General features: G+C 42.3%; 14 protein-coding genes. 2 read left to right on the top strand and 12 right to left on the bottom strand.

Going from position 1 to position 23,856, the window contains the following annotated elements; genetic code table 11:
• Window positions 1–22: 22 nt before the first annotated feature.
• The 5 genes from GJQ68_RS00070 to GJQ68_RS00050 form a co-directional block, all read right to left on the bottom strand.
• Window positions 23–1,102 carry a hypothetical protein gene (locus GJQ68_RS00070; protein WP_162415286.1) on the bottom strand — a complete coding sequence of 360 codons (1,080 nt, stop codon included), beginning with the start codon at window positions 1,100–1,102 and terminating at the stop codon, window positions 23–25.
• Window positions 1,103–1,152: 50 nt separating this feature from the next.
• On the bottom strand, window positions 1,153–3,630 hold the full coding sequence (locus GJQ68_RS00065; protein WP_202927848.1) for a hypothetical protein: 2,478 nt from the start codon (window positions 3,628–3,630) through the stop codon (window positions 1,153–1,155).
• A 41-nt stretch (window positions 3,631–3,671) separates the two neighbouring features.
• A complete protein-coding gene (locus GJQ68_RS00060) occupies window positions 3,672–5,060 on the bottom strand; it encodes a sulfatase-like hydrolase/transferase (RefSeq protein ID WP_162415284.1) in 1,389 nt (462 codons plus the stop codon).
• Between the two features lie 133 nt (window positions 5,061–5,193).
• Complete coding sequence (locus GJQ68_RS00055) at window positions 5,194–6,882, bottom strand: RagB/SusD family nutrient uptake outer membrane protein (RefSeq protein ID WP_162415283.1); 1,689 nt, start codon at window positions 6,880–6,882, stop codon at window positions 5,194–5,196.
• A gap of 13 nt (window positions 6,883–6,895) precedes the next feature.
• Entirely contained in the window at window positions 6,896–9,946 is a 3,051-nt protein-coding gene (locus GJQ68_RS00050; protein ID WP_162415282.1) for a SusC/RagA family TonB-linked outer membrane protein, read from the bottom strand.
• Window positions 9,947–10,231: 285 nt separating this feature from the next.
• Here GJQ68_RS00050 and GJQ68_RS00045 point away from each other — a divergent pair, with 285 nt between their 5' ends.
• Window positions 10,232–11,245 (top strand): LacI family DNA-binding transcriptional regulator, encoded by a 1,014-nt coding sequence (locus GJQ68_RS00045; RefSeq protein WP_162415281.1) that lies wholly within the window; start codon window positions 10,232–10,234, stop codon window positions 11,243–11,245.
• A 499-nt stretch (window positions 11,246–11,744) separates the two neighbouring features.
• On the opposite strand, the gene GJQ68_RS00040 is transcribed toward GJQ68_RS00045, so the two are convergent.
• The 7 genes from GJQ68_RS00040 to GJQ68_RS00010 all read right to left on the bottom strand — a co-directional run bounded on the left by GJQ68_RS00040 (window position 11,745) and on the right by GJQ68_RS00010 (window position 22,355).
• Window positions 11,745–11,900, bottom strand: a complete 156-nt coding sequence (locus GJQ68_RS00040) for a hypothetical protein (RefSeq protein WP_162415280.1) — start codon at window positions 11,898–11,900, stop codon at window positions 11,745–11,747.
• Between the two features lie 561 nt (window positions 11,901–12,461).
• Window positions 12,462–13,073, bottom strand: a complete 612-nt coding sequence (locus GJQ68_RS00035; protein WP_162415279.1) for an ATP-binding cassette domain-containing protein — start codon at window positions 13,071–13,073, stop codon at window positions 12,462–12,464.
• Between the two features lie 150 nt (window positions 13,074–13,223).
• Window positions 13,224–15,485, bottom strand: a complete 2,262-nt coding sequence (locus GJQ68_RS00030) for an AAA family ATPase (RefSeq protein WP_162415278.1) — start codon at window positions 15,483–15,485, stop codon at window positions 13,224–13,226.
• Between the two features lie 5 nt (window positions 15,486–15,490).
• Window positions 15,491–17,242, bottom strand: a complete 1,752-nt coding sequence (locus tag GJQ68_RS00025; protein ID WP_162415277.1) for a hypothetical protein — start codon at window positions 17,240–17,242, stop codon at window positions 15,491–15,493.
• Window positions 17,243–17,407: 165 nt separating this feature from the next.
• On the bottom strand, window positions 17,408–18,031 hold the full coding sequence (locus GJQ68_RS00020) for a hypothetical protein (RefSeq protein ID WP_162415276.1): 624 nt from the start codon (window positions 18,029–18,031) through the stop codon (window positions 17,408–17,410).
• A 963-nt stretch (window positions 18,032–18,994) separates the two neighbouring features.
• Window positions 18,995–19,468, bottom strand: coding sequence for a hypothetical protein (locus tag GJQ68_RS00015; RefSeq protein ID WP_202927847.1), 474 nt, complete (start codon window positions 19,466–19,468; stop codon window positions 18,995–18,997).
• Between the two features lie 604 nt (window positions 19,469–20,072).
• Window positions 20,073–22,355: an FAD-dependent oxidoreductase gene (locus GJQ68_RS00010; protein WP_162415275.1), complete on the bottom strand. Its 2,283-nt coding sequence runs from the start codon at window positions 22,353–22,355 to the stop codon at window positions 20,073–20,075.
• 125 nt (window positions 22,356–22,480) lie between these two features.
• Here GJQ68_RS00010 and GJQ68_RS00005 point away from each other — a divergent pair, with 125 nt between their 5' ends.
• Window positions 22,481–23,317: a sugar phosphate isomerase/epimerase family protein gene (locus GJQ68_RS00005; protein WP_162339913.1), complete on the top strand. Its 837-nt coding sequence runs from the start codon at window positions 22,481–22,483 to the stop codon at window positions 23,315–23,317.
• Window positions 23,318–23,856 lie beyond the last annotated feature (539 nt).

The following is a 23,856-nucleotide window of genomic DNA, read 5'->3' as shown; positions in this document are numbered from 1 at the left end:
GTTTTGGGTTCGTTTATAGTATTTATCGATTATTTTTCAATGCTTTTTTTACCTCTTTCTCAGGTTTGTTCTGGATCTCCAATACCGCGAGCAATTCCTGCTCCCACAAGCCTTTACCCAGATAGGTCAATATCATTTCTTGCTGCGCCTTTCCCAGATTTTGTTGTTTTCGCAAAACCTCAAATAACCTCTTTCGTTGGGCAGGATTGCTTTCTTCTAATTGGGCCAATAGCTTCATTTGGCTTTCCGGCTTCAATTCCAGCGAAGCCATCTTTTCCAAAATATGCATCTGAAGGCGATAAGGGGATTCTTCGAAGGTTTCCCAGAGCCAGGCCTGCCGTCCCTGAGAATGAAACATCTCCGTTGGTAATTCTTTTAGAAGATGGGTAGCCAGGAAAATATTCTTTCCCCTGATCATTTGCAGCAAGGGCTCCGCAAAGCGGGGATCATTTTCAGCACCCTTTTCCTGAATTTTCTCCAGCGCCCAATATTGGTAAGGATGATGCCCGCTCTCTAAAAATCGAATTAGGGTCTTATCAGTATGCTGATCTTCTGTATGGGCTCTTGTCCTTTCAGCAAGATTGCCATGGGCCAGGTGCCAAAGGGTGTAACAGGAATAAACAGCTCCCGATATCACTTCATTCTGAATGGTTTTGGAGGTCGCACCCGTTACAGCATCTACCCCATTGGATTCTGCCGTGTTGGTGCTCCCTACCAAATCCGTGATGGAATAATCCCCCAGAATGGAATTTTCATTGCTGAGTATGGCTTCCAATTGCTCATAATCCTCCTCTTCAAAGGGAATATGATCCAGCTTGGTCAGGATCTCGCCTTCCGGCATTTCAAATTGCTGAAAATTACCCAACAGGTCCCAGTAAAAATTAATATACACCGGATAGCATTTATCGGTATGACAAACCGGAGTAAAAATTTCCGCCAGGTATTCCCTGGCAACCCCCTCAGCATCTTCTATGACAAACAGCTCGTAACGAATGGAGTCGGTTTCAACTACCTCAATTAAGCGCTTGTTTTCCACCTGATCCTCCTGCGGGTCTTGTAAGCTCGCAGCCAAACTGATCAACAGTGTTAGACTATAGGTCAATATTTTTAAACCAGGTTCAACCATTATTATTCAAAAACAAATAAGTGCCTTTATTCATAGGTAAATAGGGCTGTAGCAGTACATTTATTGTTCGCCACCAAGCGAACCCACCTGGCCTCCAGCTCCTCTGGAAAGGTCTCCAGATGTGTTTGACCCGGGGCTACTGTAACTTCTTTCCAATCCATCCAGGGACCATGGCCTATGGGTTCAAACTGTATGGTGAAGGTTACCTCTTCAGGAGAATCGTGCTTGATTTCCAATTTCCGCTGATCATAAAAGGCAAACAAATACGGGTCGGATGGAACCCCGGCTTCAACTGACGTACCGGCCCAGGGACCTCCCGTTCCTACCGGTTTGCCCAGTTTCCACAGGTCGTCGATCACCCCAGCCCAAACCGCCAGTTCGCCATCTTCAGAAAGAATGATGTGCTCATTGGCAGCAGCTGACTCAGGGTCAACCCCTGTCAGGAGCAACATGCCCCTGTAGGAGGCATAATCATTGACACGCAATTGATGGGAGGAGACGGGCCTGATCTTGGCAAATCCGTCGGCATTTTCTGCCGGCAATTCATAGAAAGTACCGTGACAATTGAATAAATCCCTTTCAGTGGCTACCTCTCTGGCAATGCGCAGCTTTCCTTTCAGCGATGGATCCGTAAAGGCTGCCTCTCCTTTGGGGAGCCGCCAGCTCCTGCCCTGATCATCTTTTATCAACACGGATGCTTCATCCACCTCGAACACCTTTTCCGGAATGGCAAAGCCCTCATTGATAAAAGCCTCTGTTTCGGGATCGTTCACTTTGACCAATTGAAGCTTCTCGTCCATTTCATAATAACCGGCATTTTCAGTGCTTTCTCCCTGATAACGCCTGGCAGCAATGCCGAGTTTCCGTCGGTTATCTCCTAATCCGTACAACAGTCCACCCATAAATTCATCTTCCTCAATGGAATGAATCCCTTGAAAAATATTCTCTTGATAGGCCGATCGGCTTTCCGGATTGGAAAAAGCCAAGTGCACGGTGGCCCGGGTAGCGGCATCGCTTTGGACCCGGATCCACTCTCCAGCAGTTTCCTGATTGAAGGAAAGCCAGCTACTTTCAGCTCCGTCCAGAGAAACTTGTTCCAGTTCTTCCCAATCTCCATTTCCCGACCGATCAATTTCAAGGGTAAAATTTACTGCCTTATCACCCTGGTTTTGCAGCCATACATTTTTCTCCTGCCAACCTGAAAACAACATGGGTTCGGAGGGTTCATTGGCACCTACCTGCTCCTCGAGCCAGAGGGCACCGTTGGCGGTGGCCGGTCCCAATTTATCCGGCATGTCCATATCGGTAAACCAAAGATTGGAGTTGGATTGCCCCGGGCCTTCGATGTTTCCTTTTGCACTTCGCTTGTTTAGAAATTCCCGCTGGGCAGAGTCATCGCAGCCAAAAACCAATCCGTCCTGCCAGCGGGTAAAATCACCAATGACCTTCAGGTAAGCAGAGCGTGGCCGGATACCGGCGGTCTGCCCCTTTTGGAAGGTCTCCGGAAATTTCCAAAACATGCCGTGCATGGTCATGAGGTAATCCGGTGCTTCCTCCGTGCCCACATCCCGGATGCGGGGCCATTCGGTATTCCAGCCATGTGCCCCATCATAGCTGTGACTGGCTTTGGGAAGTCGAAAAAACTCCCAACCTTCATCTGCGTCCCGTACCCCAAGGATTACCGATTTGTGATCCCATCCGGTGGCCCAAATCGGGTCGGTTTCGGGATTCGAATTACCATGGATTCCTCCTGGGCCCGTCACTTCTACAAATTGATTTCTTCTGATCAGATGCCAATCGGCTCCATCCCACTCGTACAGGGCTCCAGCTTCTATAGAAAAATCCTTCTTTGCTGCCTCACCGGTTTCTCCGTTGTTGGAATAAACCATTACCCCTTGTCCGGAATACAATCCTTTCCCATGGGCACCCAATAACAACTCCGCCTCCTGCTCCATTTCTCCTTCCTTACGGGTAACGTTCCCGTCTACATACAGGGTTTTGGTTTCCAGGCTGTGCACATCCACTTCGTAAAAACCCTCTTCCATGGTCCCGTAATAGATCTTATTGGCCGGATCCGTCAGGTGCCTTGCATTTCCGGTATGGCGGCCCGGCATGGTTTCATACGAGATGGCTCGCACATTACCGGTTTTGTCAATGGCATAGGGGCCAATAAACAGTTGCTCGCTTTCCTTGTGGATCATCCGGTTGGCCGGGGTTCCTCCTAGGCTTTCTTCCCGGGTGGTAAAACTCAGATCCGGATTGATCTCATAGAGTTTGTCCGATGAGCCGAAGGGGAAATGGGGACCATAGGTCACCACCCAAAGCTTATCCGCCCAGGGGACTACGGCACCGGTGCCACATTCGCCTTCCTCATTGTAATAAGCCAGGTGGGGATAGATGCCGCTGATGGAACGAGGTACCTCCGATTCAGGCGTATCGTCTGCCCTATTGCATCCAGAGAGAAATAGGCTTACCAAAGCCATGAATACCATCCATTTTTTCATTATCATCTCTTTATTAATTTAATGAATCATTTCTTATTTAACTAATTATTTAATAACTTATGTGCCCGTATTTTTTGTTGGGCATTTTGAATCACTGGCTTAAACTTGTCATTTTTCGCCAAATTATCAATTTCATCCGGATCTTTCTGCTGGTCATACAACTCAATGTGATTTATCGTATTCAACAAACTATCATTATAAGTTTCTATGTATCTATATCGGTTTGTGATGAATGCTAAATTGGGTTTTGCGCCTCCGTAGGTCCCCAATCCTTCGTATACAAATCCCTCCCGCCAATCATTACGCTCTCCTCTTAAAATGGGCACAAGGCTGCGACCATGAATGGACGGAGGAATGTCAATTCCAGCAAGCTCCAGAATCGTTGGGGCCATGTCAATATTGAGGACCAATTCCTGGTTAACACCTGGAGCCAGTTCTGGCCCTAGCACAAAAAAAGGTACGTGGGTGGAAGGCCGGTAGGGTAACACTTTACTCGTAAAACCATGTTCTCCCAGCATCCATCCATTATCACTCATAAAAAAAATATAGGTATTTTCTCGAAGGCCTAGCGTTTCTATGGATTCAAAAAGTTCGGATAAAAAATGATCCATTTCCGTAATTACTGCATAGTAATCTCTGGTATGACTCTTAATTGAGTCTGCATTAGGATAACCATAGCTTCTTGCCTGGGTTAAATTTCTAACCGTTTGAAGGTATTCAGGCTTATCGGCAAGATCATCCAGGCGACTGTGAGCCACTGGCATATTTTCAGATCTGTATTGAGCCTTGGTTTTTTCTTTGGCATCCCAAATCAAATCCCCATTCATGTGAGGCAATTGGGTATTGTGGAATAGGAAAAAGGGTTTATCGTTCGCTGCGGCATCTTTTAAGAAGTCAACTGAGCGGCTTGCACAGTACTGATCACAGTGAATTTCAGGAGTAATGGCCTTACCCTCATCATAAATCAACCTGTTGTAGTAATCGCCGTTGCTTGTAAAGAATACTGAAAAATCAAATCCTGTTTCCGACGGCTTTTTGCCAATATGCCATTTGCCTGACATTCCGGTAAGATAGCCCTCCTCCTTCAGGTACTGTGCTACCGTTTTTTCTCCCTGCTTTAAATCACTTCCCAATTCCAGCACGCCATTTGAGCTTCCATACCTACCCGTCAGAAATGCCGCCCGGCTGGGACTGCATAATGCAAATACAACATTGGCATTCGTAAATTGAATACCCTGACGGGCCAATAAATCCAACTCTGGGGTAATTATCACGGGATTTCCATTGGCACCCAATGCATCGTAGCGCTGATCGTCTGAATAAATAAATATAAAATTAGGCTTCTCTCCGCCCGGACCGCGATGCTGATAAGCAACAGCCAAGGGGGCGATACAAAGATATAATAATGCTAAGGAAAATACATTTTTCATAATCAATTGCAAAAACGGTTCACCGTCCTGGAAAGTAAAGGGAAAACACCAATATCTGGAAAGGGTATAAATTCTCTCATCCGGGCCAAATAGCGGCCTGAATGAGAGAATTATTTATTAAAAGGTTCGAAAATTAATACCCCGGGTTTTGATCCAGGTTGGCATTGATCAATATTTCCTTGGAAGGAATAGGCCAGAGGTACTGCTTAGGTGCTTCAAACCTTCTGATGGCCAGTCTTTTTACCAATCCTGCTTCATACATGGGAGAAAGGTCTGCGACCCCGTCTTCATCAATTTCCGGAGTCATGGGGAAAAACCAAAGATCCTGGTCCACTACTTTCTCCTTCAGTTCTTCTACATCCAGCATGCCATAAATATCCCTATTTAAGACTTTTTCTGCTATCTCCCATCGGATTATATCGCTGTAGCGAATTCCTTCAAAACCAAACTCCATCCTTCTTTCGGTTCTCAAAAGAGTTCGTAAAGCTACCTGATCTGTAGTAGTTATGGCGGGGTAAGCATCGGTTTGAGCCGGATCTACCCCGTATGCACGGGCCCGCACCGCGTTCATGGCCTCATGTACGCTGGGATCAATTTCTCCTAGTTCAATTTTTGCCTCGGCATACATCAGCAACACGTCTGCATAGCGCATTAAAATCTCGTCGTTCTCCGCCTGGAAATTGGGGAGCCATTCTTCATCTACTCCTTTTTTCATGAGTAGTCCATTGAATGAGGCAAACTGAGCAACCGAACGGGTATCATTATTCGTCTGCATGCTTCCTGTATTGAAATTCATTACCATGGTAGAATCCGGATGAGGCTGATAGGAAAAATCAAGGTGTCGGGATCCAAAGGGAACAATGGTGGCTGCACAGCGAGGATCCCTGTTGGCAAATGGGTTTTGAGGATCATAAAGGGGTGATTCGTCTATGGGCAAACCATCTGTGCATAAATAGGCATGGAACAGGTCCCAAGAGGGAGCTACGGCACCACCCCAGCCGCCTCGGTTTCTCGGAAGGTAATTTCTTACACCCCAGGTAACATTCAAGGCCCGGGATCTGGGCATGGCAAAGATCACTTCCTGGGGATTTCTTGTACTGGTCAGAAATAACTCCGAATAATCCGGATAGAGTTCGTATATCTCCAGGTCCATACAAGCCTTTGCCGCATCTCTGGCAATCGCGTAATCCCCCATTTGCAGGGCAAAGCGGGCTTTGAGCGCATAAGCAGCCCCTTTGGTGGCCAATTTATTTTCAGAAGACCCATAGGCTTCCGGCAATAATTCAGCAGCCCGGTTGAAATCTTCGTACACAGCTTCTTTTACCGTGTTTTTTTCGGTTCTGGACATGGTAAAGGCTTCATCCAGATCCAGGATAGTCGTGGAATGGACCACATCCCCGTATAGGAAAACCAATTCTCCATATTTGGCTGCCCGCACAAAATGGGCATTGCCCGCAAATTTATCAAGGGTTTGTTCCGGGACAGTACCTTCAATCTTATCCAGGTTTAAAAGAATGGTATTGGACCTGGCAATAACCTTGTAGGTATTGCTCCAGATAGAGTTTACCGTCCCCCATTCCCCATTGATAGTGGCATTGGTAACCGGAGTAAGTGCTTCCCTGTTGGTGTAATCATCCGTCCAGGAATCGCTATATCCGGGCCAAAAAACCATTCTGAACAGGTCATTAACAGACATTTCTACCTCTGTCTCATTGGAATACCAGGCTTCACTCGATCCTTCTGAAAGCGGATTCAAATCCAATTCAGCACAGGATACCCCGCCCAATACTATTCCAGTATATATGATTGATTTTAATTTCATGACTGACTTTAATTTAGAATTGTACAGAAACACCCATTAAAAAGGAAGTGGTTATCGGATATCCACTTGCCGAAACTTCCGGATCCCAACCTGGAGGGTAGCTGTTGACCGTCCAGACATCCGAAGCATTGGTGTAAACCCTAATATTTTGCATACCCAATCTTTCTACCACAGGCCTTGGCAGGGTATATCCCAGGGAAATGTTCTTTAGTCTGAAATAGGCACCGTTGATCAACCAGAAATCGGACATGGCAAAATTATTGCCATCACTGTTTCTGGAAAGTCTCGGATAACTCACTTCCCTGTTTTCCTGATCGGTGTTGTAGGTGCTCCAGAATTCACCGTCCAGAATTTTTGGAACATGGCCCCAATTTTCCATGATGGGTTGTACCATCAGTCCGGAAAGGCGCGAATTTTGTTTGCCTACCCCTTGAATCACCACACCAAAATCAACGTTTTTATAGTCCAGGCGGATATTGCCACCATACAGGAATCTTGGCATGCTACCTCCGAGTAATACCCGGTCGTACTCCGGGGAGATCCTCCCATCCGGTTCACCATTGGGGCCACTGATGTCCACATATTTCACATCCCCGGGACGTACATTTGCATTCATTACGGCAGAATTATTCACTTCTTCCTGACTCTGGTAAAGTCCATCAGAGACGTAACCATACCATTCGTCAAACTCGGAGCCTTCCATCCGTACCTGATTTCCCAGAAACTGTATGCCTCCAAGATCACCCATCACGGAACGAAAATCTGACAGATTGAAATTTACGGAATAACTCAGCTCGTTGATATCGTCGGCCCAGCCCATATCGAGTTCCCAGCCCTCGGTATACATTTCACCGGTATTTTGCTCCGGATTATCAAAGCCTATATAGTCTGGAATTTCCAGGGGCAGTAACATATCGCGGGTGGTCTTTTTAAAATACTCACCGGAAACACTCAGTCGGTAATTCAGGAAATTGGCATCCACTCCAATGTTATAGGAAGAAGTTTTTTCCCAGGAAATATCGGGTATGGCGTATTGCCATTGCGCAGCAGATTGGGAAGAAACCACGTTAGAACCCTGATGGAAAAGCACATTGCTAAAGCCTATGGTGGATTGATATGGATAATTCCCTATCCGTTCATTGCCCAAGGTCCCGTAAGACCCTCTGAGTTTAAGGAAGGAAATGGCACTTGCATCCTGCAAGAAACTTTCTTTGGTCAGTACCCATCCTGCTGAAAAAGATGGAAATGATCCCCATCGGTAATCCTGTGCAAATCGCGAGGAAGCATCGTATCGGATATTCCCCTGAAGAAAATATTTCTCTTCATAATTATAGGAAACCCTTCCGAACCAGGAATTATATGCATTTTCAAAGGCACTGCCACTATTGCCTCTGAATTCCAAGGGACCCAGGTTCAGGTAGGGATAATTGTCCAGCAAAAACTGATCTCTGGAGGCCCCCAGGTTTTCATAAAAGGCCTGAAAACTCTCATTCCCTGCCATTAAACTGAGGTTATGCTTTCCAATTACCTTATCGTAGTTTACCAATAACTGAGTCGTCAAATTATAATTATCGTTTCGTGACTCACTCAAGTTGGTTGAATTGGCCCATTGCAGGGTACCCAGCGTTGCGGAAGGATCATCCCAGGCGGAATAGGTGACCCTTTTTTGAAAATTCTTACCTTTATTAAAGCCAAAATTGGGAGAAGCAATGGCGGAAATCTTCAATCCCTCCATTACCTCATAATTAAGGCCCAGCCGACCTCCGACCTGGTTTTCCCAGTTTTGTCTGAATCCGCCATACTTTAATTGTCCGTAAATATTGGCTCCGGTTTTGCCTTCAGCTACCCTTCCGTCCTGCCATTCGGCAGCATATACAGGGGCAGAAATATTCATGTAATAGATGGGGTCGATGCTGGGCTGGTTGAGAATCTCCCTCCTTAAAAATATATCAGCAGTAAACCCTAACCTATCGGTAATGTTTCCATCGGTATTGACTCTGGCCGTAACCCTTTCAAATGTCCTTCCTTCGTATAAAGCATCAAATTTATCATAAACGATGGAAGCTTTGGTCCGGATGGCTTCACTCCCACCTGAAATGTCCAGCGCATGCCGTTGCCTGGGGGCATTACTTTTCAAAATCAAGCCCACCCAATCGGTATTAGGGTACAAATCAGGATTGGAAGCGTTCAGTTCCATGTAGTTTTCCACCATTTCCTGAGGGTAAAGAGGATATTCGTTGCCATCATTTCCATTGTCATTCCATCGCAATTCATTGACAATTTCCATATACCTCACCACATCCACATATTCCGGAATTCTGGTGGGTACTTCCGTTCCATATTCAAAGTTATAATTCAGACTCAACTCTCCCTTTTTTGCCCGTTTGGTGGTGACCAGAATCACTCCGGCTGCTGCCCGGGAACCGTATATGGAGGCTGATGCCGCGTCCTTCAGCACAGAAATACTTTCGATGTCATTTGGGTTGATATGGTCGATGCTATTAACCGGCACGCCATCCATGATGATCAACGGATTGCTATCCCCGATGGTGGTAACGCCCCTAATCCGGATATTGGCAGAGGAACCAGGCGCATTGTTATTTCGGGTCACCATGACACCTGATACCTGACCTTGCAAGGCCTGAGAGACGTTAGGGGTACGCCGGTCGGCCAAATCTCTTCCGCCGATTGTTGCTACCGCTCCCGTTAAGTCACTTTTCTTTTGGGTACCGTAACCTACGACCACTACTTCGCCCAATTCTGACATATCGGGCTGCAGGCTCACATCTATTACCTGCCTGTTATTTAATGACACCTCCTGGGTGATATACCCCAGAAATGAAAATACCAGGGTAGCACCCTGATTGGGCACATTAATTTGATATTCCCCATCAATATCAGTGACCGTTCCCGTACTGGTACCTTTGACCAGTATGCTGGCTCCCGGAAGTGGCTGATCGGATTCATCCAAAACAGTACCACTTACCTGGACCGATTGTCCAAATGCCAGGCCCACTCCTCCCATAAAGAGTAGCCCCAAACATAATAGTAATTTTGTTTTCATTTTTGGTTGATTTTAGGTTTCACAATATCATTAATTAAAATAATAGTTAATCAGAATATTATTCCAATATTAATAGGATTTTACGCTATAAAAAAGTTGAAAATCAATAATAATAGAATTATTATATTGTAAACGTTATCGAAAACGTTTACATTTAGTAAAAATTCAAAAAATCGGGTCTTTTGTTAACAAATTGTGTTTCTGCTGCATCTGATACTCATTATTCAGTAGTACCTTTAAAACATGGCCTTATGTTTGTGCTGATTTCAGTAATCTTTGACCCTTATGAAAAAACCCACCACCATCAAAGACATTGCCGAAAAGCTTCAGGTTTCCATTGCAACCGTATCCCGTGCACTGCGGAATTCCTCGGAAATCAAAAAGGAAACCAAAGAGGCCGTGCTGAAAATGGCCAAATCCATGGATTACCACCCCAACCTGCTGGCCAGTAGCCTGAGTAGCAAGAAATCCAAAATCATCGGCGTGGTCGTTCCGACCATCAACCGCTATTTCTGGTCCAATTCCATTTCAGGTATCGAAAACATGGCCTATCAGGAAGGCTATAAAGTGATGATTTTCCAATCCGGCGAATCCTATAAAAAAGAGGTGGAAATTGTGGAAACACTGGCCAATAGTAAGGTAGATGGCATTATCATCTCTTTTTCAAAGGAGACCTGGACTTTTGATCATGTACAACATGTAATCGATAGAGAGGTGCCGGTGGTGCTTTATGAACGGACCTGTGCCAATCTGGGAACCTCAAAAATCAAAACCGACGATGAATACGGTGCCTTTATCTTAACCAACCATTTAATTGAAAAAGGTAGAGAAAACATTGCCTATATCGGTGGCCCGCTTGCCCTGGGTGTCTGCCAGGACAGGCTGAAAGGCTACCAAAAGGCTTTAATTGCAGCTGGCTTACAGGTGAAACAACATTTGATCATTACCCTGGAAGATTTTACCTTTGACCTTGCCGGTGATGCCTTGCAACAGTTATGGGCCCATGCGGACAAACCGGATGGACTCGTTTGTTTTGCGGATATTCTGGCCATCGGAGCCATGCATGCCGCCCACCAACTGGGCATTCAGGTTCCGGAGCAATTGTCCATTGCCGGATTTGGAAACGACGAAACCAGCCGATTCATCAGTCCGGCCATTACCACCATGGCCCAACCCTCTTTTGAAATGGGGGAAATGGCCGCCCGGGTACTGCTGGAGGAGATCGCCTGCTCCGGGGAGGCCCATAAGAAAAGACACGAGGTCATCAAATCCAGGCTGATCGTCCGGGAAAGCACCTGATTTTTTTATCTCTTGAGTAAACCCGTAGCGTATTTATTGCATTTTTGCTTGTTGTTACCGTTAAAATCTCCAATGCTCTCTCGCGGCGGAGGGAATAGCTGAAATGCTGATTTGAAGGCATTTCTAGGGTTATATTAATCGTAAATTGACGGATAAAGTCTGTTGGCTAAAGTCAAGGAGGCTGCAATACCTTTATTGCCTACAGCTATTAGGCAATTGAGTGGGTAATTCAATCCCATTCATCCTCAATAGGAATGTGGCTTTTAGCCCATTCCCTGAAATTGAACCCCGTAAACCCCGGCTTTAGCCAAAATATATGAAATAGCAAAATGTGGATTCGATAGGTTTATGGATAAATGATTTGGCTAAAGCCTAGGAGAGGCTGTAATACCTATATTGCCTACAGCTAAAGCAGTAGGCAATTGAGGAAAAAATCCAGGTTCCAAATGATTACTCCTCAAATAGGAATGCGGCTTTAGCCCATTCCCTAATTAAATTCCTACTTTCGCTTTTCCCTTTTGGTCTTTTTTTCGAAATAGGAAACAATTTCCTCAGGGCTTAAATCCATGATGTCCTTTGAAATTCGATCTCTCTGCTCACGCATAAATTTTACCGCGTCAAACGATTTTTCCTTATTTTCTTCTTTAGTCTTCATATTCTAAAATTAGGTAATTCCATCGATTTTGTATATCTAAATCCGGAAGATTTGGCTAAAGCCAATGGGGCTGCAATATCTTTATTGCCTACAGCTATTAGGCAATTGAGTGGATAATTAAATCCCTTTTATCCTCAATAGGAATGTGGCTTTAGCCCATTCCCTGAAATTGAACCCCGTAAACCCCGGCTTTAGCCAAAATGGATGAACAGAAAACCTTTTGATATATACACATTCCGGGCGGAATTTTATTCCTGATTTTGATCGGGCTGGGAGAGCTTTGTCCCAGCCCTAAAAAAACTTTCGATGAAGGCCACCGAATAGCTGAAATAATCCTGCTTTTTTACTTTTTAAATGAATTCTGGTATCGGTAATTCACTTTTTGACCTGACATGGCACCTTAAGCGACCCAAAAATTCCGACTCAAACTCCATAAGCACTTCACCGGTTTCTCCGAAAAGATCGGGGCAGGCAGCTCAACAGCGTTTTCATGCTTGGCTTTACAAGCCGCACAGCATGACCCGCCAGACCGGGGAAAATTTAGTTGTTAGCTGATGTTTTTTATCTTTTTAATTCGAATTCCTTAAAAACTCCCTCACCCAAAAATTCAAATTTCTTCCTAAATAATGTTGAAAATTTCTTATTAGCTGTTGCAAAGAATATCTGTTTATTCTCCTTGACAATAAAATATCTTAAGAAATCCAAGAAAGATAAAGCATTAAAATCATCAATAAAAGTAACAGGATCATCAAATATTATAATATTCGGACCATTCTTCAGCTTTCGGTTAAGACTAATAAAAATTGATATTACTAATGCGGCTCTTTGTCCGGTACTTATTTGACTTACTGAATGCTTATCCTCATTTTTGTATAAAACCAATCTCTTATTCTCAAATTTTAAATCTGTAAATTCCTGAGGTGCGTGAATCGTCTTAAATATATCTTTTATTTCTTTCAAATTTTTATCAAAATAATCTGCTAAGACACTCTCTCCATCGTTTGATTTTAGTTCTTGAAGTACCTCTACAGCCTTTTTAAGACGAGTATGTTTAAGTGTATTTTCTGAAATGAAAGACTTTGCATCTTCCATTTCTTTTATAACTCTTTGTAGCTCTTTTTGCCTATTCTCAGAGTCTCTGAGAGATTTGATGTTTTCTTCTAAAACGTACAAATCTTTACTTAACTCTAATATAGATAGATCATCTTGAAGGTCTAAATATGTTTTAATCTTAATAAAGCTACGCTCTACAGCTTTTACCTTTTTGTCCTGGAATTTTATTTCATCTAATATTTCTGAAATATCATTTTTGGTTTCCTTAAGTTAGAGCGACTTATTTAAGTCCGAAATAAGTAAATCATTCTCTTGATTTAGATTTTCGACAGTATCGACTATTTTTTTAATATCATGTTCTAAGTATAATAAAAGCTTATCTATGTCAATTTTTTCAAAAGAAGTACTAGTATTCAAATATGTACCGATTTCTTCCCTTAATGAATTGAACTCCGAAACAGAACCTCCAATAGCTGTTACTTGGGCTAAAGTTTTTTCTATTTTTGTTTTCCCCTGTACTACTGATGCTTCTTCATTCAAAATAGAATTTAAGCGGACGCCAATTTCCTTTACAGATAATGTCTCATAACCCAAGACTTCTTCCTGAGCTATAAATTTTAAGGCATTTAACGTTTTTAATTCAGAGGTTAAGTTTGCCTCCTTGGTTTTTAACTCCGATAATATTTTTGATTTTCCTTCCAATATGCTCTTATCCACATTATTTTTGAAATCTTCATCTAATTTATCTGACAACTCTTTATGGGAAATTTGTTGCTCACATAGAGGACAGTTCTGGGAGTGTTCATTATGCGATAAAAAATCTCTACCCAATAATTTGATTTTATTGAGTATGTCTTCAACAGCTGAGAAATTTTCACTTAATATTCTTATTTCATTTTCTGTGTCTTTTCTATCGGAACTAACCTTTTGAAAATCTGCGTTTTTGGACTTTTGCAAATCCTCAAATCCTTTATTCTCATTCAAAAAAGAATCAAAATTTAATATAGAAAACTCTTTTCTAATCTTTTCTAATTTTGAAATTTTCAAATTATACTTTTGAAGTTGCTCCTCAATATCTTGCATGCTTCTAAGGTCTTCAATGGCAAAATATTTAAGTATTGATTTAATTTTATCACGTTTAACTTCTAAAGTCCTATGCTGGCTAAGAAAATCTATTCGTTGAGTAATTCTTTCATTATACTTATCCTTTAGAGTACTTACCGTATCTAATTGTTCATCAATCTGGCTTCTTAATTTATTAAGGGTGTTAAGGTCAAAAACGGAATTTTGATTAAGAATGTATTCGATTTCCGTCTTTATTTCATTGATATACAAATTTGAAATTGAATAATTATCTACAGATAAAGTATTTTTATATCTAAGGGTTCGAATATTAGCTTCTATATTTTTCTTAATATCTTCAAGATTTCTATCAGATTTTAAACTATTAATTAATTGTGTATGATATTTTATTAATTCTTTTTGTTCTTCTAATGTTCTTTCTAAACTATTTAGCTCGGGTCTTAATCTACCTTCAAAACCCTGAATTCTATCTCTCAAAAATGTGTATTCAGCACCAAGAATAATTTTTTCTAAAGATTCATTAATCTGATCTTCGTGGTCGGAAGATGCGAACTGATATGCAGCATCAGTATTAAAAAAGTTAAACTGATTAAATGATTGATAGCAATTGTTTCCTCTTACAAGATGATTACGACTATACCACTTGGTATCTCTGGCCTTATACTTACCATTATCGTATGGCGTATATACTTCTTCAATATCATTGTTTAAAATAGCACTTATAGATTCCGCTTCCTCATCTCTATCGCTATTTCTATTTGTTTTACCAGTTAAAATGAGTTCAATTGATTCGAGTAAACTTGTTTTTCCTGTTCCATTTACTCCATTAATCAGATTTACTGAGCCAAATTCAAAATTTCGCGCTAAAGGTAAATCTCTGTAATTATCTTTGAGACTAATATTTGTTATTCTTTCTATTGTTGGAGTACTTGGTAAGTCTCTTGATGCACCTTCGTTTACTTCCTTAATTGTTGAATTTTCAAGAAAGTTTGCAACAGCACCTACATAGGAAGCTTCACTATAAACTTCCTGTAAATCCACACTCTTGAGCTCCTTTTTCCATTCAGAAACTATATCGGGTAAAGGGGTTTTATTTGATCTTTCCAACTCAAAATAGTCCAGAAACTCATTTTCTTTGAAGAATAGCTTACGAGCATATTTATCGTTAGATAATATCTTTGATTTTAGTTCTTCATTAATAGTACTGTTAATGAAGAGTAAATATATATTCCATTGAAGGCTGTCTTCATTTTTGTAAAATTCATCAGCCAAATATTTATATTGAAGTTCTTCAAAATCTTCTTCGCTTATTCTTTCACTGAAGTTCAAAAAATAGATTCCAGCCAACTTATCGTTTATTTGATAGTTGCCCTTATACAAAGTATCATTAATCAGCTCAAAATGAGTAAATAATTCTCTCGATTTCTCTATAATTTGGGAAGTATCCATAATTTTTAAAGAATTGAACTATTATCATTAGAGGGAGTGGTAAAACTGCCTGCAGTTTCATCATATTTAGAACGTAAATCTGTTCCGTTTTTATAAAAAACAACTATTCTACGTTTACTTTCTGTCCCTTCGTCAAATAGTTTTTGTAGTTCATCATAGGTGTTTTTAACCTGACTAGCTGAAACATTACCTAAATAACAAACTGTTGCCATTTTTGTATCACCATTTTGATTCGTTAAATTATACTTGTATTTATAGGTAGATGCATCCTGAGAATACGAAAGAATAATATTATGATAAGCAAGATCTTTTATACTTTCTGGATATTGAGATTTATCTGGTAGAATTGTCTCATCCAATTCTATTAAATAAGTGCAATTAAGGGTTCTAATCATTTCACTTGATGTATATGTATCTTCCACATACGTCATTCTACAATTACACTCATCTGCTTCTTTCAGATTGAAGCTATTCAAATAAAGAACTTCACACCATTTGTTTTCAAGCTTACCAATGATTTTGCCAGTGGAAATATTTATTAGTCTTTCCTTATCCACAATTGAGTTATCCGCATTAAGTAAAAAGCTATTAGTAATCCCTCTTTGATTAAAAAATTCTATATGTTGATCATCTATGGATTGTTGTTCTGTAAAATTAGAAGTTCCCACATCAAATGCATAAACTATTTTAGCCTCAGGTCCTTCTCTTCTTCTTTGTTGAGCAACTCCTTCAATAATATCAACAGGCTTATTTTCAATCTTAATTAGTTCAATTGTGCCATTTAGAAAATAAACAAACTTATTTCTAATTATATGCAAGAAATAAAATCCTTTTTTGTGATTATTGATTATTGTATTGGGAGAATAGTCCAATTCAACATCTGATGTTTTAAAAAACACCCCACTTCTTGGTGTATTAATATCCTTTGGATACCAAGGTTTATTATTGAAAAATGTTTCTTTTCCCCAATTAAGAGATATGATTTCTTTCTTATTACCTTCAAAAATAAAATCTCTAAATCTGATAAATTCGATATGTGATGGGTTAGGATTAATTTGGGGATTAAGAATTAGAAAGGGCTTATCATTCCAATCAAGAATATTATCTTTAACATCTGGAGTTAGTTCTTGTCTAACATTCATTGCCTCCGAGCAAATAAAAGATACTAACCTAGTTGAACTATTTGAATTTTTAATAATATAAATATCATTACCCTCAATCAAATTATCAGCTTCCAATTTTCCACCGCCCCATACTCCCATATGCCTTGTTTTAAATTGGATAAGGATAATCAACTTAGGAATCCCACTATGTTCACCATTAAAAACATAATACAAAGGGTCTGAATATCTTTTATCCGTATTGGAAATTACGTCCTCACAATGTATAAGAATATCATCTTGATTAACTGCAAGTAATTGTGTTATTTCCTCTTTACTAATTGATTCTCCACCCAATACCCATACTTTATTTAATGGAGGATGCACCTTTTTATTACCAATGATGAAATCAATAACACTTTTAGGACAAGAGTATTCAGGAGACAAAACTAGGGCTATATTATCTTGTCTTGCTTTTTCTAAAACTTCTAAAAACTTCGTATGAGCACGTTTTTGATTAGCATTGCCTATCCTATCATTATCAGCAAAAAAGCCGCCTTTATGCTGGTATAATAGAAAGCTATTAGGTTGGGTATCTCGTTTTAAAACGTCAAGATCTGTTAATATGTTTAAATCAGATATATCTATAAAATTCATTTAATCTATGTTGTTTTTAAATATTAGCTAACGTTTCGCGTATATGACTTGTGGCGGTTTTCAAAGCCCTTTCTTGTCTGCTTGCTCCAAATTTATTTAAAAGCACAAAACTTGATTTTACCACTTTACCCGCCATAAGTTATATACGCTGTTGTATGCTATGCTTTACTTCAATAGAAAATATATTGGTTTATATCCACCCATGTAAGCAAAACGTGAATAGAAATCTAAGTTCATGCTTTCCATTTTTATTTTTCTAAATGCTTCAATTGCATTGTTTATATCGAATATTCTAGATTTTTTGTTTATCAATTGATGAATTTCATTGTAAGACGTTAAGACTTTTTCTGATAATGGTTTCTCAGGTTTAAAGGAATTTTCAAATTTGATTTGATATTCCAGTTTCGCACCTTTTTCAAAGTCTAGATTTAGCCATAAACATTCGGGGTTATTACTTAATTCCCAAAAATTTCGAACTAATGGTAAGCCTCCAATGATAGGAATTCCTTGAACTTGTCCGCTTCTTGCACCAAGAATTATTTGTTCACTTATTTTGATGAAAATGCTATCAGCTTCTTTAGTGGAAAGCTTTGGTCGTCTTGGATACAATCCAATTATCTTAAATTCATCATTTTTATGAACTAATTGAGAGATAATTCCTCCTTCTCTTGTCATCCAAGGAAATATAGGGACTACAAATTCAAACTCTTCTTCAAGAATTTTTTTGAACATTGGTACAATTGTCAATTCTACTGTATGTTCTCCGATAAAACTTGTAACTTTTGACATATTAGTTTAACTATCAATATATTATTTTTGCTACAGCTCTTACCAGCATTGCATACAACTTACATATCTGTTAACCAAAGGTATAGAGATCCATCATAGGTGTGATAAATCTGTATACCTTATCGGTGCTCACGAGAAAGCATCAACTCCACCAAACCCTCACCTTTCCGCTTTCAAATTAATCATTTCGGATTAGGAGGCAAGCCGCATTTTGATATTTTTTTGAATTCCACCTTTGCCTGGTTCCTTCATTTCCCGGGTATTTACCGGTTCTGTTGATACAGGAAGTTCTTCTATTGTCCTATACCTGGCTTAAAAACAGCCAAAACGGGCACTTCCAAAGTCCCCAAAGGCTGCTCCTATCCCCACCTGAGGACTTCAGAAATAAAGGCCCGGACTAAAAACTGACAAGCGTTTACCAAAAACTGACAGCGTTGAATTTAAAATATCGAACGTTTCGATTCCGAAGTCGACTTTTGAAGCTCAAAACCGAAGGATTTTACTAAAAACTGACAGTTCTTTATTTCCGAAACCAAAAGGCTGACATTTTTACCGGAAATTTTCGGTTTTATTTTAAAAATGGGGACTTCTGAACCCAAATCCTGCAGTTCAGAACCTCGCCTGTCAGTTTTTTATATGCAACGTTTCGATTTTGAGGTGAATCGTCGCAGGTTTTTGGCAGCCTTTTGCAGCTTTTTTATGCAAGGTTTCACCTAAAAGGTGCACCGTTGAATAAAATAAATGAGCGGTTGAAAGTAGGAATCGAACCGTTGCATTGCTGAATTGAAGCAGTGTGTTTCTGAACCGGAGCAGCGATGTTTATAACCGCAGATAAGGGGTTATGGAGTGGGCTAAACCATAAAAAAGGGTCTCGAAGTTTTCAAATCGGAAAGGGTGCAGCCTGGTAAGATCCAACTGCACCCTTTAATTTGTTTTAGGTGACATAAGCAACTTTTCTTTTTTTTACATTTCCGTTCCGTTATTCGATGGGCTTGCTGATCTGGAAAACCGCTGCCTCAGGTCCTCATAAATAACCTTGGCATCGGCTACATTTATTCTTGCCCCGTATTTGACAGAATTGTAATAGCTATCATAGGCTTCCGAACCTGCCATCATCACCGAGTCATTGAGGTTACTTTCCAGTTGTTGCAGGTCCCTAAGTACAGGCATCAGGTTTTTGACTGTCATCCAGTCCTTTTCCATTTCCTGCAATTGAACATAGGGTGGCAAAAACTGTCCGTCTTCCTGGGCATACTCCATGGCCTTTTCCACAAAGGGAATGGTGCCATCGCTCATTTTGGGAACCGTCTGCCGCCGGGCAGGCGTCAGGGCGATCAGGTAAGGACCCAGTGTAGTTTTAAGTGTGTTTAAGGCTTCCCTGATGGACGTTAACTCCGCCTCAGGAATCTGGATGGAAATTGAGTTGTTGGTACTCATAACAAATAAAGTTAAAGTTAAACAAAATTATACGTATGAAAATAACTTTTTTGATTTTAAAATACAACTATTTGCAGTTGGAATTTATTAAAAAGTTAATTTCAGTAAAAGGTCGGTAGTTATGAAAAATGGGCACCATGCCAGGCAATTGGTCGGATTTCATTGTCACAACGCTATCTGAATTTAAAAAATCCCCTTGGCCCTCCGCCGTGGAAGAGGGAAATAGCTGAAATGCTAATTGAATTGAAGCCATTGCAAGTCACTGAGCAAATCCCATGGTAATAACGTGTCCGTAAATCCTTACGTACCCAAATCCCCATTTCTAAGGGGGGAAAAGCGGGATTTTAATATGTCAACATTCTAATAATCAACCTATTAAAATTAAAAATGCACGAAAAAATCCCCCTTGCCCCCTTGAAAAGGGGGAATTGCTGAAATGCTTATTTTGATGCTGAAATGAAGCCATTGCAAAGCGATGAGCAAATCCCACGGTAATAACGTGTCCGTAAATCTTATGGGCCCAAATCCCTCCGCCGCGACGGAGGGAAAAAGAGGGATTTTATTACGGTAACATTTTAAATCAAGCCAGGTTACTATACTCACTTCAGGAATAAAAACCTACTCCAAACAAACCAGCGGGTACCTTCTTCTCGGGGTGTTTGAGCTGAAGCACAATTTTTTTAGCCCTGATAGCGGGGGCAAGGACAATCTCACACCTGCTTTGGTGGTTATTTTTTTCCTCAAAAAGCAGGCTGCCCCGCTCATCGAGCAGCCGAAACTCCCGCACACAAAAAGGCATCACCCGCTCCTCATGGCCCCTTAGGGTCGACTCCAGGGGGTGATCATAGTCCGTATCAAACCAAAGCAAAATTTTCCTGATTTCCTGCTGCAGCGGCCAGGAAAAAACGAGGGTAGGTTCGGGATCCGTTGGATCCGCTACCCAGGCATTGGTTTGGGTGGTTGGCCGAAACATCTCGTTAAGCAGGAATTCCGAGCGGTACAGATTTACTGCCGGCGTGCAGCCGATGGCCAGGTTATGCCCTCCCGGCCGCCTTTCGGGCAACCAAAAATCAAAAGCATCCACGCCCAGGCCTTCCGGCGGTTCCTGTCGGCTGCCTTTGGCAACATCCAAATTGACCCGGTTAAAAACCGTCAGCAAGCCGGTTAGCCTTAGCTGGCTAATGCCTACCTGAACAAAGGGATTTGCCTCAAAAGCTATAAAATAATACGCGGATGCATCCAGTAGTTGACCAAAATCCACTGTCAGTTCCTGTACCCCTTTGGAAACCGAAAACTCTTTTTCGGCCAATTGCCTGTCCGGGGTAAAGTTACCCGGTAGGCTACTGCCCAATAAGCGGAGTACCAGATGGCTTGCTTTCTTTGCCTTCACCTCAAAGGTAAAAACCGGAATCCTACCTGCTTCCAGTGGAAGCATTTGCGCCATGCTGCTGTCCAGGGCTTTCCATCCGGCATCTGCCGGTAACTGCTGCAAACTAAAAGTAGAAGAAACAGATAAAGAAGCCGTTTTGACCCGATTATCGGTATCCCGCAAATGCATTCCAGGCAGGTACTGCCCCATACCCATCAGTCGCTGCTGCAAATTATCCATCAGCTCCCCTTCCATCAGATCCCGGGGCAACAGACCCTCCGCTTTACAGAGCGCGGCAGCCATTCCTACTGCCTGGGCATTGTGGGCACAAGTGGCCATCACCCTTGAGGAACCAAAGGCCACATGGCTGGCACTGATGATCCTGCCTGCCAAAAACAGGTTGTCGATATTTCTACTGTAAAGGCAGCGGTAGGGAATGCCGTACACCCCTTTGGCATGCCATTGGGTGCAGCCGGGTAACTCCCCGTAAATGCCATCTGCCGGATGCAGGTCCAGGGCCCAGCCTCCGTAGGAAACCCTATCTGTAGGCCTACGCTGCTCCACTACATCCCGCTGGGAAAGCATGTAATCCCCCTCGAAACGCCGGCTTTCCCGCTTACCGGGGATCATGCCCACCCATTCCAGGGTATGGGTTTCCATCTCGGGGTAGTCTCCGGAATTTTTGATATGGTGCCAGATTCCATAGATGATGCGCCAAAGCTCCCATTTGATGGTTTCGGTGGCGTGTATGGTGTCCAATCGACCCCCGTATTCCACCCACCACAAGCGGCAACCCCTGTCGTACAGGTTAAAGGTATGAAAACGGGGCAGGCTGGCCAGGTCGGTGTTGGCAAATGCCGGAGGAAAAAACCGCACCGGCTTTCCCGTGTCCTTGCTGTGGAAATACAGGGAATGGCCCAAAAGCTCGCCATAGGCCTCTTCCGGAGCAAAGGCTTCGTCAAACTCCTCCCGGGATTCCGCTCCGATGCGAAAGGCTGCACCTGAAAGGTACCCCAGGATTCCATCTCCCGAAGCGTCTACGAACAAGGGTGCCTCCAGCCGGTACTGGGTGCTATTTTGGCTGCAAAAGGCCAGCACTTTGGCGATTCGGCTGCCGCCCGCTTTTTCACAGGCATGGACGGCCGTGTTCAGCAATAGGGTAATGTTTGGCTCCTGGGTTACTTTTTCCAGTAGCACCGTATCCAGAATCAGGGCATTGCCTTCCGGATTCCGGTATTGGTTTTCCAACAAGATTTCATCGATAATGCCCCCCTCCCTGGCCCAGCGGTTGTTATTGCCCATGCTGGAAGTGGCTCCCAGGATCCAGAGCCGGATCTCGGAAGAGGCGTTTCCCCCCAGCACCGGCCGGTCCTGTACCAGGACCACTTCCAAGCCCTGCCGGGCAGCTGTAATGGCGGCACAAATACCGGCCATCCCACCACCAACGACAACCAGGTCGGCAGAAAGGGTTTGGGAGGCTAGGAATCTATTCCCGGAAAAAGGAGCTTCAATAAGCATAGAGAAAGATTTTATGGATAATACTACTTTCTCGCAAGGTACATAACCCGATGCAATTCGAATTTTAGAATTCAATAAAAATAAGTAGTTTTAACAAAAAGTTATTTCCCAAAAACCTGATCTAAATGAAAACCTTATTCCTTCGCTCCCTTATCCTTGCATTGACCGCCTTCCTTACCCTTGCTGCCCAGGCGCAGCAGGAAATTCCCTCCGGATGGAAACTGGGCAGTCAGGCCTATACCTTTCGCCTCTTTTCCCTGGAAGAAACCCTTGAAAAACTTAACAGTATCGGCGTACGCTATGTGGAGCTGTACCCGGGGCAAAAAATCACCAAAACGGGTGATGCCACCACGCACTTTGCGGCATCACAGGAAGAAAAGGATAAAATCAAGTCCTTACTGCAACAGTACGATATCGAAGCTGTAGCCTATGGGGTAGCCAGCCCCAGTGATGAGGAATGGCCGGACTTGTTTGCATTTGCCAAAGAAATGGGCATAGGCATCCTGACCACCGAGCCCAGGCCCAATCAATTCGACCTGATCGAAAAGTTGGCCATAGAACACCAGATAAAAATTGCCCTGCACAACCACCCCCTGCCTTCCCTATACTGGCATCCGGAAGTGCCCTTGCGCTTTCTGGAAGGCCGGTCCGAACTGATGGGGGTCTGTGCGGATATCGGCCACTGGGTGCGCTCCGGCCTGGATCCGGTAGCAAGCCTGCGCAAACTGGAAGGAAGAATCATCAGCCTTCATATGAAAGACCTGAACAAAGCCGGTGTCCGGGATGCACACGATATCCCCTGGGGCACGGGCACTTGCAATGTAGCCGGGGTCCTGCACGAATTGAACCGGCAAGGGTTTGAAGGTGTCTTTTCCGCCGAATACGAACACAACTGGGAAAACAACCTGCCGGAAGTCAAAGAAAGCATGGATTATTTCAAGCGGGTAGCCGGGCAGTTTTAGGGTGGAAAGAGAAAAGGTAAAAAGCTATTTGATATAATTATAATAGTCAACTATGAAAGTAACTTTAGACATCAAAGACAGCAAAGCCGCCGCTTTTCTCAATTTCGTGAAAAGCCTGGATTTCATTCGTATCCATAGGATTTTGAGGAACCTAGCAAGCAGGAAATTCTGGAAAGTATCCGGCAGGGTATGAAAGAAGTAACGCTTCATCAGGAAGGTAAAATCTAAAAATCCCAACGTAAACAATTCCCCCTTTTTAAAAGGGGGTTGGGGGATTTTTTCGAGGATTTCAACTATTCAATATACTGAAATATTGATAGTTAAGTAAAAAAATCCCCCTTGCCCCCTTGATAAGGGGGATTTGTGCACGTTCGGGCTTACGGAATTTAAAAACCTTGGCGTTTATTAGCCCGATTGCATTACCCAATTTCAGCAAAAAATCACATTTTCAGCAATTCCCCCTTTCTAAAGGGGGTTGGGGGATTTTTTCGAGGATTTCAACTATTCAATATACTGAAATATTGATAGTTAAGTAAAAA

The sequence above is a fragment of the Cyclobacterium roseum genome, assembly GCF_010119225.1.
GTDB lineage: Bacteria > Bacteroidota > Bacteroidia > Cytophagales > Cyclobacteriaceae > Cyclobacterium > Cyclobacterium roseum.
The sequence above is the reverse complement of the archived record's forward strand: the minus strand, read 5'-3'. Positions and strand labels throughout refer to the sequence as shown.